Raw genomic sequence first — 15,189 nt, forward strand, 5'->3', positions numbered from 1 at the left:
ATGGCCCGGCGCCGCGCTCATCGCGCGGCACCGGGTTTGGCGTTATCCAAGCGAGATGTTTTCGAACTTCGGCTTGCCAAGCAGGTTCGGCTTGAAGCCTTTGACCTTCTCGGACAGCGCGTCGAGTTCAAACTGGAATGCGAGCGGAGCGGACAACGCATTCTCCATTGTGAGGCGCTGAATCTTCGCGAACACGGCGGCCCGCTTGGTCAGGTCTTCGCTTTCGCGGCTTTCCTGAATCAACGCGGACAGTTCGGGTGTCGCGAGACGGCTGGCGTTGTAGTAAGCGCCCTTGTCGAAACCGAGCGCATAGGTCATGCTCGGGTCAGGCCGCCCCGTCCATGCCGACACCAGCAGGTCGAACTTCTTCTCCGTCGCGAAAAACTGCGCGCTGATTTCGGCGATGGTGCCGCGCGTGAACTTAAGCCGAATGCCGGCCTTGCCAAGCTGATCCTGAATCACTTCGCCGCGACGAACCGAGTCTTGATCCACATAGCCGCCAATAGTCAATTCGAGGCCATCCTTGAAGCCTGCTTCCGCCAGCAGCTTGCGTGCCTTGTCAGGATCGTGCGGATAGAGATTGGCAAGGGATTTGTCGTAGGCCCAGTGCGTGGTTGGTAGTGTCATTCTGGCCGGTTCGCCAAGGCCATTCATCGTCGCCTTGACGAAGGCATCGCGGTCCAGTGCGAAATTGATCGCCTGCCGCACCTTGACGTTGTCGAGCGGCGCGCGGCCATGATTGATGTAGAGCTGCACGCAGTACAGCGTCGGCGACGTCACAGTCGTCAGATTCTTGGCGCGATCGATGACCGGCTTGAGGCGTGCTGGCAGCGCGAACGACATATCGTTCTGGCCCGCAACCACCGAGCGGAGCCCGGTCGCGAGCTCCGGAATGATGTTGAACTCAATGCCGTCGAGATATGGCCGTCCGGGACGCCAGTAATTCTCGTTGCGCGTCACAACAATAATTTCGTTGTCGGCCCACCGAACGAATTTCCACGGACCAGCGCCCACCGGCTTGCGGTCGGTGTCGTTCCCGAGCGCCTTGATGTTGGTCGGCGAAACCATCATGCCAGCGCGATCGGAAAAGATCGCCGGCAATGCGCTATCCGGATTCTTGAGCTTCAGCGTCACCTGCAAGGGGCCGGTCACTTCAACCGAAGCAACACTGGTGAGATCTGCCTTCACATTCGAGCGCTGGTCCCCGCGGGCGCGGTCGATGTTGAACTTGACGGCTTCCGCATCGAGCGGCGTGCCGTCGTGGAATTTGATGCCGCTCTGGATATCGAACACGAGGGTCTTGGGATCCGGGTATGTCCATTTGGCAAGACCTGGCTTCGGCTTGAGCGTCTCGTAATCCCATTCAACCAGCGTGTCGTACATGGTCCAGAGAATGCTGTGGTCCGATCCCGCGCCGCCCGTGGCCGGATCGAGCGAGGACGGATTTGCCGGAGCCGCAACCTTCAGGATGCCGCCCTTCTTTTGCCCCTGCGCGGAAGCCGGCAATCCGAATGCGCCTGCAGCAGCGGCACCACCCATCAACGCCAGCATCTCGCGCCGGTGCAATGCGCCTATCTTGCGATCGAACTTCCTCATTCTCGTTTCCTTCCGCTTGTTATGGCGCTGTTGGCGCTTTCTTGATTGCTCGGTGGTGGCCCGTCAGGCGTGGCGAAATGGCAGGCAACCGCGTGCCCCGGGTTTAATTCACGCCACCCCGGGACTTCGGCTGAGCAGCGCAGCTGCACCGATGGACAGCGGGTGCGAAACCGGCAGCCCGAGGGCGGCGCGACAGGACTTGGGATTTCCCCCTCAAGAATGATCCGCTTGTCGACCCGCATTGTGGACGGGAGCGGGATCGGCTCCGCCGACAACAGCGCCCGCGTATAAGGATGAAGCGGCTGCTCAATGACATCTTCGGTCGGGCCAAGCTCCATCAGCTTGCCGAGATAGGTCACGGCGACGCGATCGGAAACATGAGAGACGACGGAAATGTCGTGGGTGATAAAAACGTAGGTCAGCCCGAATTCGCGCTGCAAGTCGGTGAAGAGATTCAGCACGTCACCACGGATCGATACGTCGAGCGCAGCCACGACTTCGTCGCACACGATGACCTTGGGGCGCAGCGTCAGAACGCGGGCAATGTTGACACGCTGCTTCTGGCCGCCGGAGAGCTGGTGCGGATACCGGCGGGCGGTATCGGGCGAGAGCCCTACCCGCTCGAGCGCCTCAACCCCGCGCTTGCGGCGCGACGCATCGTTGCCTTCACGCATCACCTCCAGCGGTTCGATCACGCTGTCGATGATGGTCATGCGCGGATTGAGCGCCGCGTTCGGGTCCTGAAAGATGATCTGATAGTCACGCCGGTGTTTCCTGAACTGGCTGGTACTGAGTGACGCCGGATCGGTTCCGTCATGCAGGATATGTCCGTGAGTCGGCGCAATCAGCGACACCAGCGCGCGGCCCAGCGTCGTCTTGCCCGACCCTGATTCACCGATCACCCCGAAGGTCTCGCCGGCGCGGACCTCAAAATCCATTCCGTCGATCGCCTTCACCGTGTCACGGCCATCGCGGGTCGGAAACAGGATGCGCAGACCGCGCACCGCCAGAATGCTTTTTGCCGCGGTCATCAATTCACCGCTCCCGGCAAGATCAGATCGGGCGACCGCCAGCAGCGCGCGCGGCGCCCGGGCTCGACATCGACCATCGGCTGCTCGCGCTCGCAGCCAGCCGCGGCATGGGTACAGCGCGGACGAAAACGGCAACCTGCGGGCATGCCGTTTGGCGATGGAACGCGGCCCGGAATCGACGGCAGCACGCCACGGCGCTGACTGAGACCAGGCAATGAGCGCAGAAGTCCTGACGTGTAGGGATGGCGCGGCCGCATCAGCGCATCGTCGACCGGCGCGTCTTCCACAACCTCTCCTGCATACATGGTGATCATGCGGGTGCAGATTTCGGCGACCACACCGAGATCGTGGGTGATGAAAATGAGCGCGGTCCCGGTCCGCTCGCTCAAGGAGCGCAAGAGATCGGTGATCTGGGCCTGCACCGTGACGTCGAGCGCGGTGGTCGGCTCGTCCGCGATCAATAGCTTCGGCTTGCAGATCAGCGCCATCGCGATCATCACGCGCTGGCGCATGCCGCCGGACAGCTGGTGCGGATACTCGTCGCAACGCCGCTCCGGCGCGGGAATGCCAACTTCCGCGAGAGCGGCAATGGCACGTTCGCGTCCTTCCGCACGGCTGACAGGAAAATGCGCGCGATAGGCCTCGCTGATCTGATCGCCCACGGTGAAGACCGGGTCGAGCGCGCTCATCGGTTCCTGAAAGATCATCGCAATGTCGCGACCGCGCACGGCCCGCATCCGCCGCGGCGAGAGCCCCGCCAGATCGACGCCTTCAAACAGGATTTCACCCTTCACACGCGCGGATTGCGGCGGCAGCAACCGCAGCAGCGAGAGCCCCGTCACCGTCTTGCCACAGCCACTCTCGCCGACAATGCCGACGCGCTCGCCCGGCGCGATCGAGAAATTCACATTCTTGGTGATCGGCAACTCGCCATCCCCCGTCATGAAGGATAGCGAAAGACCGCGCACGTCGAGCAACCGGGGCGCGAGCGCAGACTGCAAACGCATTGTCGTGGGAGCGGACAAGTCCGTCACGGTGACCATCAGGCGGCCACGTCAAACGAGCGGCAGGATTGAGCGAGACTTCAAGAGCAGCGGCACGGCACCGGCTGGAGCGTCCCGGCCAACGTGACGGAACTGTCCTGTAGCCAGGCCTTGAAGAATTAACGTCGCACGCGGCGCCTTCATCACTCTGCTCCCTAGCTGCCTTGCCCGGTCTTGCTGCCGGAGACGGCGATCGTCCGCTCTTGTTTTGCCCGAGCTGGTCGAATTCGTACTCAAGCAAGGCGATTTCCCGTCAAACGAGCTGTTGCCCGCCTTCCGGAGTGACGTGGCACCATACAAAGTCATCGGTTGTCAATTGTCAACAATTGACTTTAGCGGTAAATTGGACGGGAGGCGTTCGATCTGCAAAACGCCTGACCAGGAGCAAAAGCCATGGCCGCGTCTCTTCAGAAGGCAACGGGCGACAGCGATTTCGAGAGAAAGTTCGCGCCGCGAACAATTCCAGACCAGGTCGCCGAAGAACTCGGTGTCGAGATAGTTGCCGGCCGCCGCAAGGCTGGGGAACGCCTGGTCGAACTCGATCTCGCGCGAGATTTCGGTGTCAGCCGCGGCCCGATCCGCGAGGCTATTCGCATTCTCGAACGCCGCCGTCTCGTCGAGCTGCTGCCACGCCGCGGCGCCTACGTGAGGCCGTTATCGCTGAAGTCAATCGCCGATCTGTTCAACGTCCGCATGGCTCTGTCGATGCTGGCGGTGCGCGCGATGGCGACTGCGCCAATCGAGAGCTATGTCGAGACGCTCGCACGGCGCTGCGCAGAACTGGAAGAATTGGTCGAGACCGGCGATCCGGTGGCGTTCGCGCGTGTCACCACGCGCGCGGTCAAGACCGTCGCGCGCGGCTCCGGCAACGAGCTTCTGGTCGAACTTCTGACCGACCTCGCCAATCAGACCGTGTGGGCAACGATCTGGAAAGCCCCGCTCGACTATCAGACGCGCAACTTGCGGCGTTTGGCTACCGACCTGATGACGTCGACCCTCGAGTCCATCAAACGCCGAGACCCCGACGCAGCGGCAGCGAGCCATGGAAAGCTGCTTGAGGAAGATCGCGACCGGGCGCTGGAATCCCTGTCTCAGTTGCGCGGAGAGTCGCTCGATCTGAGCGCGCTCTCACAGTCTGGACGACCGGCCAGCGGCGAGCTCGCACAGGCAGATTGAAGATCGGGCGGCGAAGCCACTCTATCGATAAAGACTCTCGATTTCGGTCTCGTATTTTTTTTGTACGTTTGCCCGGCGAACCTTCATGGTCGCCGTGACTTCGTCGTCGTCGTGGTCCAGTTCCTTGGTAAGCAGATAGAAGCGACGGATCTGCGAGACCTGCGCGAGTTTCGCGTTGGCGCTGTCGATCTCTGACTGAATCAGCTCTCGCAAGCTCGCGTTCTCGGTCAAATTCTTGAAGTTCGTATAAGCAATGGCTTTTTCCTCGGCCCATTTCCCCGCGAGATCGTAGTCGATCTGAACTAAGGCCGAGACGAATTTGCGGGCTTCGCCGATAACGATGCACTCCTTGATGAACGGACTTGACTTGACGGTGTTTTCGATCTCGGACGGGCTGAGGTTCTTGCCGCCAGCTGTGATCATGATGTCCTTGAGGCGGTCAACGATGCGGAAGTGACCATCCGTAAACTCCGCAACATCGCCGGTGTGCAGCCAGCCATCGCGGATCGCGACCCTGGTTGCTTCCTCATTGCGGTAATACCCCGCAAACACCGTGTCGCCGCGGATGAGAAGCTCGTTGGAGTCGCCGAGCCTCGCCTCCATCCGGTCGATGCCGCTTCCGACCGTCCCCACGCGCTTGTCGGCAAGCACCTGAGCCAGCGCAATCCCCGAGCTTTCCGTAAGTCCATACACTTCAATGAGCGGCACCCCGAGCGTGCGAAAGAAATGGACGATCGAGCCGGAGATCGGCGCAGCGCCGGTCATCGCAACGCGTGTTTTCCGCAGGCCGATGAAATTCTGCAAGGCGCGGAAGATCAGCCAGTACGAGAACGCAAACTTGATCCTCTCCGCAAGAGTTCTGTCCGTTGAATTCTTTTCGGCAAACGGCTCACATGCGGCATAAGCCCAGTCGAACATCGCGCGCCGAATGCGCCCTGCTTCAAGCAGCTTGATGTGGATCGACGAGTGAAGCTTCTCCCAGATGCGCGGCACGCCGAGAAACATGCTCGGCGCGACCTCCCGCAGATCCTCCTGCACGGTTCGGATCGATTCTCCGAAATTGACCAGTGAGCCGAGATAAACCGGCACCATCACCGTCGTCATCTGCTCCGCCACGTGACACAGCGGCAGATAGGACAGAAGACTCTCCGACGCATCGAGATTCAGCCGGTCCACTGAGGCGATCGCCTGCGCCCGGATGTTCTTGTAGCTGAGCATCGCGCCTTTCGGCTTCCCGGTCGAGCCGGAGGTGTAGATCACCAATCCGATTTGCGAGAGCTGCTGCCCGTCCACGGTGCTGTCTGTTGGTCCGGCGTGACTTGCCTCGAAGTCGACGCCCAACGCTTCGAGTGCGTCGAACGACATGACCTGATCCGGCGGATAGTCCCTGATGCCCTTGGTTTCGAGGACGATGATACTCCGCAGCCTCGGCAATTCGTCGCGCCGCTCCAGAACCTTGTCGACCTGCTCCTGATCCTCGCACACAATGATCTCGGATTCGGAATGCGCCAGCACATAGGCGACTTCGTTGGCCGGACTGGTCGGATAAACGCCGACGGCAACTCCGTCGACGATATTCGCACCGAGTTGTGCAAGCACCCATTCGATCCGGTTCTCGGACAGAATGGCAACGTGCCCGCCTGCGCTCAGGCCCAGCGCACGGAAGCCGAGCCCGACATGGCAAGCACGGGCGTAATAGTCCTTCCACGTACACGGATTCCAGATTCCGTATTCCTTCTGCCTGATCGCGATGCGATCGGGATGGCGGCGCGCGTTCTCACGTAGCGCCTGCGGTAACGTCATCTGGGGAAATCTGTCGGTCATGTCCGCCTCACATCGCCTGGATCAGGACAGCCAGCGCTTGCGGCGCTTGTAGTGCTTGATGCCGCGAAAACCCTTGGTCTCGGCGTTGGCCGCGCCGACGCCCAGATAGAATTCACGAACGTCCTGATCGCGGATCAATTGTTCTGTCGGCCCGTCGGTCACGATCTTCCCCGACTCCATGATGTAGCCGTAGGTCGAAACAGCAAAGGCGACCGCCGCATTCTGCTCGACCAGCAACATCGAGACACCTTGCTCGCGATTGATGCGGGCGATGATGGTGAAAATCTCTTCCACCAGTTTCGGCGACAGGCCCAGCGATGGCTCGTCGAGCAGCATCAGTTCGGGTTGGGCGATGAGCGCGCGCCCGATGGCCAGCATCTGCTGCTCGCCTCCTGACAGATATCCGGCGCGCCCGGTGCGCCGCTCGAACAGGCGTGGGAAATAAGTGTAGACCAGATCGAACGGCGTCTTTCCGCCTGCCCGCCCCGTCATGGCGTAGGTCGCAGCGGTGAGATTTTCCTCGACCGTCAGGTCTTCGAAAATCCTGCGTCCTTCCATCACATGGAAAAGGCCGCTCCGCGCCAGTTGATGCGGAGCAAAGCGCGAGATGACGTCGCCCTTGAACAGGATTTCGCCGGTCGTAACCTTGCCGTCTTCCAGTTCAAGAAGATTGGAGACGGCCTTGAGCGTGGTCGACTTGCCGGCGCCGTTGGAGCCAAGCAACGCGACCACCGCTCCCTTGTCGACTTTCAACGACAAGCCGCGGAGTACCTGGACCGTCTTGTTATAGACGACCTCGATATTGTTCACTGAGAGAAGCGCTTCCGCGGCCATTGTCGTTACTTTGCGATCTTGATCCAGTCGGAGACCGGCTTCATGGTCTTGTTTGCGCCGTCGTACTGATAGACGCGGCCGACAGGAACGGTGTTGCCGGGAATCGAGATCGGCACGCCGATGATGCCGCCGGTATCGAAGTCCTTGATCGAATTCAGCGAGGCTTTCATGTTGGCCGCGGTGAGGTCTTTCTTCGCGTCAAGCGTGCGCTTGGCGGCTTCGGTCATCAGCATCGCGGTCAAAAAGCCCTGCATGTAGCCGGTCGACTGATATTCCGGGCGAATCTGCCGGATCTTTTCCAGCATCGGCGACTTGCCTTCCGTGTCGAAATAATAGCGATACGGCATCACGCCCATGAAGCCATCGGCAACATCTGCCGATTTCGCCCAGATCGCATTGTCCATCGACCAGAACGTGCCCATGAACTTGGTCTTGAGGCCGAGTTGCTTCGCCTGGGTCATGAATTCCGGCAACGGTGCCAGGATGTAACCGTGGAAGATGGTGTAGTCCGGATCGGCGCGGCGCAGCTTGAGCACCTCGGTCGAGACATCAACGCTGGTCGGCGGGGTCGCGATCTTCTCCACGATCTTCAGGCCGAGTGCCGCCGCCCGCTTCTCCGTCGGAGCAATCGGATCGCGTCCAAACTCCGTATCAGAGTTGACCAGAGCGATTTTCGCACCCGGCTTCGTCTTGGCGATGTATTCCAGCAGGATGCCGATCATCTCCGAATAGTCGGGACCGGCGATGAACTGGTACTGGAAGTTCTTCGGATCGTTCAGTTCAGTTGCGAAGGATGCACCGGCAAGAACGATATCACCGCGACGGTTAAGTTCGGCATTGATCGTTTTCGAGAAAGCCGTCGAGTCTCCGTAATAGAGATTCACCTTCTCCTGACTGGTGATGCGATTGAACACCGCCACCGATGTGTCGACCTTGTAGCCGGTGTCCTCGGACACATACTTGATCTTGCGGCCATTGATGCCGCCGGCATCGTTCACGATCTTCACATAATCCTGGAAAGCGTTGTTCAGCGCGATCCCGGCGAAGGCGAACACACCCGTCATCGGCATCGAGGCACCGATCACGATGTCGTCGGCGGCGCGTGCTGGAGCGTTAAGGCCTAAAGCGAGACAGCCGGCGGCTGCGTATGACAGCAGCTTCCGCCGCGTTGGAAAGATACTCATTGTTGTTTCTCCCTGCATATTATTTTTTGAACGGCCACAGATGAAAGAAGCGCCGCACGCGGCGCCAGATTTCGGCAAGGCCCTGCGGCTCGAACAGCAGGAACCCGATGATGAGCAAGCCGAAAACGATGGTCCGGATCGGTGACAGTTGCGCCACCGCATTCGGAATGAAAGTCATGTAGGAAACCGCGATCTTCAGGAATTCCGGCACCATGGTCATGAAGATCGCGCCGAGAATCGCGCCGAGAATGGTGCCCATCCCGCCGACAATGACAGCAGCGAGGAAAAACACCGAATAGATCAGCGGGAAGCTTTCCGGGGTGACCACGCGGAAGAAGTAAGCCCACATCCCGCCGGCGACGCCCGCATAGAACGACGACAATGCAAACGAGAGCAGCTTGTACTTCAGCAGCGGAATGCCCAGCACTTCCGCCGAAATATCGCGATCGCGGATCGCGATAAAAGCGCGGCCGATGCGGGTCCGGAACAGATTGGCCGCCGCAAGCACCGACAGCGCCGTGAGCGGCATGAACAGCCAGTACAACTGGAACGGACGTGCGAGATCGTACCCGAACAGCCGCGCTGGCGGCATGCTGAGCCCCTGCGTTCCGCCGAGAATGGCGGGCCCGTTGGCAAACAGGAAGTGCAGGATGAAAGACGCGGCGATGGTGGCGATCGCGAGGTAAAGTCCCTTCACCCGCAGACTTGGAATGCCGACAACCATGCCGACGCCGGCCGCTACAAATCCCGCAACGACGAGATTGATGATGAACGGCGTGCCGACCCGTATTTCCAGAATAGCCACCGTATAGGCGCCGACCGACATGAAGGCCGCCTGTCCCAGACTGACAAGGCCGGTATAGCCGGTGAGAATGTTGAGCCCGGTCGTGCTGACGATGTGGATCAGGACGAGACAAGCGAGATACATCCAGTACTGATCGGCGAAGAACGGAAACAGGACCAGCCCCGCGAACAGCACGAGCAGCATGAACCTCTGCACGCTGGTGTCGAACAGCGCTTCTGCCTGAGCGTAGGTTTGATGGACGGCGCCGATACGCATCAGAGTCGCTCAATTTCAACGGTGCCGAATAATCCATAAGGACGGATCATCAAAGCGACCACGAGAATGATGAAAGTAACGAGCAGCTTGAACTCGCCGCCCAGATAAGTGCCGACCAGCGCCTCGACAACGCCGATTGCCAGACCCGCGACGAGCGCTCCGGCGATGGAATCGAGGCCACCGACGATGACAGCGACCAGCACCGACAGGCCGAACACACCCATGGTCGGCGAGATGCCGCCGATCGACCCGATCAGAATGCCTGAGCCTGCGGCCGCTATGCCCGCGACGATCCACGAGACTGAGAAAACGGCCGGGACGTTGATGCCGCAAGAGAATGCCGCCCCCTGATCGGTAGCCGTGGCGCGCAGTGCGACGCCGCCCCGCCACGTCCGAAAGACCACGAGAAACGCCGCAATCAGGACCGTCGCCACGGCAAAACTCACGGCGATTTTCGGCGAGACATACGCACTGCCGATGAACACCGGCTTCGATGGCAAGAAGTTTGGCAGCGTCGCAGGATCGCTTCCCCAGACGAATTCAACGAACCCGATCAGAACAGAGCTCAGGCCGACCGTCACCATGAACACCGAGATCGGGCTCTCGCCCAGCATCGGCCGGATCAGAATACGCTCGATGACGCCGCCGAGAATGCCTCCGCCAATCAATGTCAGAATGACCGCGAGCCAGACCGGAAGCGCCAGTGCTGCTGTCATTCCGAAGAAGAAATATCCGCACAGCATCAGCATTTCACCGACAGCAAGGTTCAACACCTTGGTGGCCTTGTAGATCAGCACGAAGGCGATGCCAGTCAGCGCCAGCAACGCACCCGATCCGAGACCCGAAAGCACGATCTCGATGAGAAAGAGCCAATCCATCACGCTGCCTTCTCGCCCGCGATGCGCCGCGACAGTTCACCTACATCGCCCGAGCCCAGATAGGCAGAGATAACATCGGGATTATTCTGAATCTCCGCCGGCTTGCCGGCTGCGATCACCTGTCCGAAATTCAGCACGACGACGTGGTCCGAAATGTCCATCACCAGGCCCATATCGTGTTCAACCATCAGGATGGTGACGCCCCACTCCTCTTTCACGTCAAGGATGAAGCGAGCCATATCCTCGGTCTCTTCGCGGTTCATGCCCGCGACCGGCTCGTCGAGCATCAGGATGCGAGGGCGCATGGCGAGCGCACGCGCCAGTTCGACGCGCTTGCGCAGACCGTAGGACAACGACGCCACCGGCTGATCGCGGATATGCTCCATCTCAAGGAAGTCGAGAACCCGCCGCTCGATCTCGGAACGCAGTTCAAGTTCTTCGCGCTTCGCCCGGCCGAAATACCAGAGCGCGTCGAACACGTTCGTCTCCATGTGGGCGTGGCGGCCGAGCTTGATGTTGTCGAGCACGGTCATGCCACGGAACAGCGCGATGTTCTGGAACGTGCGCGCCAGGCCGAGCCTGGCCCGCGCCGGCGGATGCAATTTGCTGATATCCTCGCCGCCGAACGCAATGATGCCGGTGGACGGCCGGTAGAAGCCCGAGATGCAGTTGAACAGGGAAGTTTTGCCCGCGCCGTTTGGCCCGATCACCGCCGTGATCGATCCCGGCGCGACTGAAAATGACACATTCGTCAGCGCCTTCAGGCCGCCGAAAGCTAGCGACAGATTGCTGACGTTCAACTCGGCGGACGACAGTAGATCGCTGTTCCGCGCCGTCATGCCGCGCTCCGCGCGATCAGTCCATCGATATCCGGACGCACCGGATTCCCCAACTCTGTCACCATGACCTCCCCTTTGATTTGCCCGGCGCTTTTGCGCTCTTTTGGCGACCTCTTCTTATGTCATTCTCTCATCGTTTCTGTTGCGCCAGCAGCGCGTGTTCCATGTACATCCGCTCAACCGGCCGATCGAGCGAGTTGCCGGCCCGCTCAAAGCCGCGCCGCCAGTCTTCGACATGCCGCCGCATCCAGATCATACCCTCTTGCTTGTCGCGCTTTCGGATCGCGTCGAGCAGATGATGATGCGCGGCGATGAGGCGCGGCATACCTTCGGCGACATTGCGCACAACCATTTCGGTGGTCGGAAAGAACAAAAGACCGGCCGGCTCGCGCGCGAGTTGCAGCACCCGGTTGTGCGATGCTTTTGCAATCAGAATATGAAATTCGGCGTCCAGCTCGGCAAACGCCGCCGGATTGGCGACGGCCTGCTCGGTTTTCGCGATATTGAGAGCAACCTCTGTAATGTCCTCGTCGGTTGCGTGGTCCACCGCGTATTCGATGGCGGCAACCTCGAGGATCATCGCGGTCTCGAACAATTCCCGGAACGTGACTTCGTGCAGCACCAGCGCGCGGCTCAACCGGCTTGCCAGCTTGTTGTAACGCGGCAAGCACGCATACAGACGACGGCTTGAATCCCGCCGGATCAATCCGCTCTCCTCGAGAACCCTGATCCCTTCACGAACCGTCGAGCGATTGACGCCGAATTGCTGAACGAGTTCGGACTCAGTGCCGATCGGGTCATCGGGCTTGATCCGGCCGTTGACGATTTCACGCTCGATTGCGTCCGCCACCTTTTGATAGGCGGGCGCGACCTCGATGCGCTTGAAATTGGGTGACGTCGACGACATGAACGCTCAATGTTGTTTGTCGGACAATTGCTAGGGCGACTATGCGAGGCCGTCAATGGCCTTTAAACAGCATAATTCATGCTGCATTGCGCAAATTATTTCGTGACGCGCTTCGTTTGTCACCTTGTCCGACAAATGAAATGCGCGCTGGAATGCATGGATCGGATTACTCAATCCCATTGCAGTTGCTGCTGAATGTGGCGTCCGGGCTTCACAGCGCCCGCTGCAAAACGAGCAAGCGCGCTGCGATCTGCCTCCGCGGAAATTGAAGCGGCAAGTCAGAGCCCGGTTGGCACCTTTGCACCTGCGCAAATTGACAAAGCTGGCAACGTCAACACAATCAAGGACAGAACGCGCGGCAAAGATGGAAACTGCCGGCGCATTGCGTCGTCGCCGATCAGCAGAGCAGATAACCCATGGTCAGCCAACGACTCCGAGCCCTGGACGGCTTGCGCGGCGTGGCGATCCTGCTGGTGATGGGCTTTCATTATTTTTATCACCTTGAGTCATTCTACTATAAATCGACGCTGTATCCCTACGGCGAGACATTCAGCAACGTCCCGATCTTCAAATACGGCTACATGGGCGTCGAGTTGTTCTTCATCATCTCGGGCTTTGTCATCGCAATGACGCTGGAATCATCGCGATCGGCACTCGATTTCGTGATCCGCAGATTCGTCCGCATCTGGCCCGCGCTGATTGTCTCTGCGATTCTCACATTCTTTCTGCTGAACTGGTCCGACGCACCGTTCGCCCTCACCCGCCGTCAGTTCTGGCCGAACTTCCTGCCATCATTGACGCTGACACCGACCTCGCTGTGGTCCGGATGGTTTCCGAAGGCGGACTTCGTCACCGGCGTCTACTGGTCGCTGGTGGTCGAGATCCGGTTCTACATGATCGCTGTGATTCTGTTCTGGCTGTTCTCGCGGGAGAAACTGGCGCGTAATCTCGTCGCCTTCACGCTCATCATCTACATCGCCCGCGCGCTGCTGCGGCGTGCAATGCCAGGATACAACGGCGTCTACGATGCGCTGTTCATTCCCGACTACATGCCGTGGTTCGCGGCCGGCGCGGTGTTCTATGAGCTTTATAAGGAGCGGCTTGCGAAAGGCACGGCGCTTGTGATGCTCGCCGTCGTGTATGTGCTGATCGCGCGGATCAGCACCAACTACGCCGTCATCGGCCGAGATCCGGTCATCGCCAGCACCGCCGCGCTGTTTTTTCTGACACTGTTCTGGTTCCTGGCGACAAAGCCGACGTCGATGCGAATTTTTGAAATCCGCCCACTGGTCTGGATCGGCGAGTGCAGCTACTCGATCTATCTCTACCACTACGCCGTGGGGATGATCCTCATCTCACAGGTCTCCAAGACCATCGGCCTTGTGCCGCAGCTTTTGCTGGTGGCGGCGATTTCGCTGCTGGTGCTTGCCGTGGGCCGCGTATCCTACGCAATGGTTGAGAATCCGAGCCGGCGCTGGCTGACGAAGCTGCTGATCGGTCCGCCGCAGAAGCCTGCGGCGGCGGCATCGCCAGCGGCGTAGCGGTTAGGCGACAGCCGCCGACTTCACCGGGTGAATAAATCTGAAGCTGACAGCGATCCGGTTCCACGCGTTGATGGTCGCCACCAGCATGGTCAGCTTGACGATCTCCTCGTCCGAAAAACTTCCGCGAACCTGTTCATAGACATCGTCAGGAACATTGGTCTGTGAGATCAGCGTCACGGATTCAGTCCAGGCAAGCGCTGCTCGTTCGCGATCGGTATACAGCGGCGATTCACGCCAGGCGTTCAGCAGATAGAGCCGTTCCTCGGTTTCCCCCGCCGCGCGCGCATCCTTGGTGTGCATATGAATGCAGAACGCACAGCCGTTGATCTGCGACGCACGGGTCTTGACCAGTTCGATCAGCGAGTGCTCGAGCCCGCTCGCCTTCACGGCGGCTTCAAGCGCTCCCATCGCCTTCATGAGGTCGGGTGCGATTTTGTAGGGTGCCAGTCTCTGTTTCATCAATTCCCTCCCAAACTCACTTGCCGGTGAACGTCGGCTGCCGCTTGGCGAGAAACGCGCTAACGCCTTCAGCAAAATCCTTCGTGCCGATGCACGCACCAAACGCCTTCGCCTCGGCCTCCATTTGATCGTGCAGAGAATTGTCGAGCGAGCCGCGCAGCAGCGCCTTGGCTTGCCCATAAGCGAATGTCGGCCCCTCGGCGAGACGGCGCGCCAGCTTGTCGGTCTCGCTGGCCAGATCAGCCGCAGGCACCACGCGGTTGACGAGACCGAGCCGCAGCGCTTCAGCGGCATCGTAAACGTCCGACAGCAGCGCGATTTCCATCGCCTTGCGCAGTCCGACAAGCCGCGGCAGTGACCATGACGACGACCCGTCGGGGCTCGTACCGAGCTTGGAATAGGCCAGTGTGAAAATCGCGGTGTCCGCGGCAATCGCGAGATCCGTCGAAAGCGCAATGCTCATGCCGGCGCCCGCGACAGGGCCGTGCAGACTGGCGATCACCGGCTGCGGCAGCCCCGCCAGAATTTCGAGACCTTCGTGCAGCGGCTCCATGATGGTCGGGACATGTCTGCGTACTTCATCTGCCGGCCCCTGAAACGCGGAGATGTCGCCGCCAGCCATGAAGGCGCGGCCCTCGCCCGCAATAATGACAACGCGATTTCCCTTGTCCGCGGCGACACTCTTGCAGGCCGCGAGAAAGGCATCCGCGGCCTCGACGCTCAGCGCGTTCAAGACCTTGGGACGATTGAAAACGATACGCGCGATTGGTCCGTCGACTTTCAGAAGCACCGGCTGATCCGACACTGACATCTC

General features: G+C 60.1%; 14 protein-coding genes. 2 read left to right on the forward strand and 12 right to left on the reverse strand.

Annotated features, from left to right (window positions below):
- Positions 1 to 42 precede the first annotated feature (42 nt).
- Genes AC1Q6J_RS09430 through AC1Q6J_RS09440 form a run of 3 tightly spaced genes read right to left on the reverse strand, consistent with a single transcriptional unit; the run spans position 43 to position 3,670 of the window.
- On the reverse strand, positions 43 to 1,596 hold the full coding sequence (locus tag AC1Q6J_RS09430) for an ABC transporter substrate-binding protein (RefSeq protein ID WP_492279057.1): 1,554 nt from the start codon (positions 1,594 to 1,596) through the stop codon (positions 43 to 45).
- Positions 1,593 to 2,627 carry an ABC transporter ATP-binding protein gene (locus AC1Q6J_RS09435; RefSeq protein ID WP_492279058.1) on the reverse strand — a complete coding sequence of 345 codons (1,035 nt, stop codon included), beginning with the start codon at positions 2,625 to 2,627 and terminating at the stop codon, positions 1,593 to 1,595. Before AC1Q6J_RS09435 ends, AC1Q6J_RS09430 begins: the two co-directional genes overlap by 4 nt.
- A complete protein-coding gene (locus AC1Q6J_RS09440) occupies positions 2,627 to 3,670 on the reverse strand; it encodes an ABC transporter ATP-binding protein (RefSeq protein ID WP_492279059.1) in 1,044 nt (347 codons plus the stop codon). The genes AC1Q6J_RS09435 and AC1Q6J_RS09440 overlap by 1 nt, the downstream gene beginning before the upstream one ends.
- 393 nt (positions 3,671 to 4,063) lie before the next feature.
- On the opposite strand from AC1Q6J_RS09440, the gene AC1Q6J_RS09445 reads away from it, so the two are divergent.
- On the forward strand, positions 4,064 to 4,846 hold the full coding sequence (locus tag AC1Q6J_RS09445; RefSeq protein WP_492279060.1) for a GntR family transcriptional regulator: 783 nt from the start codon (positions 4,064 to 4,066) through the stop codon (positions 4,844 to 4,846).
- 21 nt (positions 4,847 to 4,867) lie between these two features.
- Here the strand turns inward: AC1Q6J_RS09445 and AC1Q6J_RS09450 are convergent, their stop codons facing one another.
- From AC1Q6J_RS09450 to AC1Q6J_RS09480, 7 genes are all read right to left on the reverse strand, one after another.
- Positions 4,868 to 6,670 carry an AMP-dependent synthetase/ligase gene (locus AC1Q6J_RS09450; RefSeq protein ID WP_492279061.1) on the reverse strand — a complete coding sequence of 601 codons (1,803 nt, stop codon included), beginning with the start codon at positions 6,668 to 6,670 and terminating at the stop codon, positions 4,868 to 4,870.
- Between the two features lie 21 nt (positions 6,671 to 6,691).
- Positions 6,692 to 7,504, reverse strand: a complete 813-nt coding sequence (locus AC1Q6J_RS09455) for an ABC transporter ATP-binding protein (protein WP_492279062.1) — start codon at positions 7,502 to 7,504, stop codon at positions 6,692 to 6,694.
- Between the two features lie 5 nt (positions 7,505 to 7,509).
- Positions 7,510 to 8,688, reverse strand: coding sequence for an ABC transporter substrate-binding protein (locus AC1Q6J_RS09460; protein WP_492279063.1), 1,179 nt, complete (start codon positions 8,686 to 8,688; stop codon positions 7,510 to 7,512).
- A gap of 19 nt (positions 8,689 to 8,707) precedes the next feature.
- Positions 8,708 to 9,748, reverse strand: coding sequence for a branched-chain amino acid ABC transporter permease (locus tag AC1Q6J_RS09465; RefSeq protein ID WP_492279064.1), 1,041 nt, complete (start codon positions 9,746 to 9,748; stop codon positions 8,708 to 8,710).
- Entirely contained in the window at positions 9,748 to 10,626 is an 879-nt protein-coding gene (locus tag AC1Q6J_RS09470; protein WP_492279214.1) for a branched-chain amino acid ABC transporter permease, read from the reverse strand. Before AC1Q6J_RS09470 ends, AC1Q6J_RS09465 begins: the two co-directional genes overlap by 1 nt.
- Positions 10,626 to 11,465, reverse strand: a complete 840-nt coding sequence (locus tag AC1Q6J_RS09475) for an ABC transporter ATP-binding protein (RefSeq protein ID WP_492279065.1) — start codon at positions 11,463 to 11,465, stop codon at positions 10,626 to 10,628. The genes AC1Q6J_RS09470 and AC1Q6J_RS09475 overlap by 1 nt, the downstream gene beginning before the upstream one ends.
- 130 nt (positions 11,466 to 11,595) lie before the next feature.
- Complete coding sequence (locus tag AC1Q6J_RS09480; protein WP_492279066.1) at positions 11,596 to 12,372, reverse strand: FadR/GntR family transcriptional regulator; 777 nt, start codon at positions 12,370 to 12,372, stop codon at positions 11,596 to 11,598.
- Between the two features lie 416 nt (positions 12,373 to 12,788).
- Between AC1Q6J_RS09480 and AC1Q6J_RS09485 the strand changes: the two genes are divergently transcribed.
- Positions 12,789 to 13,913 (forward strand): acyltransferase family protein, encoded by a 1,125-nt coding sequence (locus AC1Q6J_RS09485; protein ID WP_492279067.1) that lies wholly within the window; start codon positions 12,789 to 12,791, stop codon positions 13,911 to 13,913.
- Between the two features lie 3 nt (positions 13,914 to 13,916).
- Here AC1Q6J_RS09485 and AC1Q6J_RS09490 read toward each other — a convergent pair whose 3' ends face one another.
- Positions 13,917 to 14,375, reverse strand: coding sequence for a carboxymuconolactone decarboxylase family protein (locus tag AC1Q6J_RS09490; protein ID WP_492279068.1), 459 nt, complete (start codon positions 14,373 to 14,375; stop codon positions 13,917 to 13,919).
- Between the two features lie 16 nt (positions 14,376 to 14,391).
- Complete coding sequence (locus AC1Q6J_RS09495; protein ID WP_492279069.1) at positions 14,392 to 15,180, reverse strand: enoyl-CoA hydratase/isomerase family protein; 789 nt, start codon at positions 15,178 to 15,180, stop codon at positions 14,392 to 14,394.
- Positions 15,181 to 15,189 lie beyond the last annotated feature (9 nt).

Source organism: Afipia sp. MLSD5-FHT05B12 (assembly GCF_058793355.1).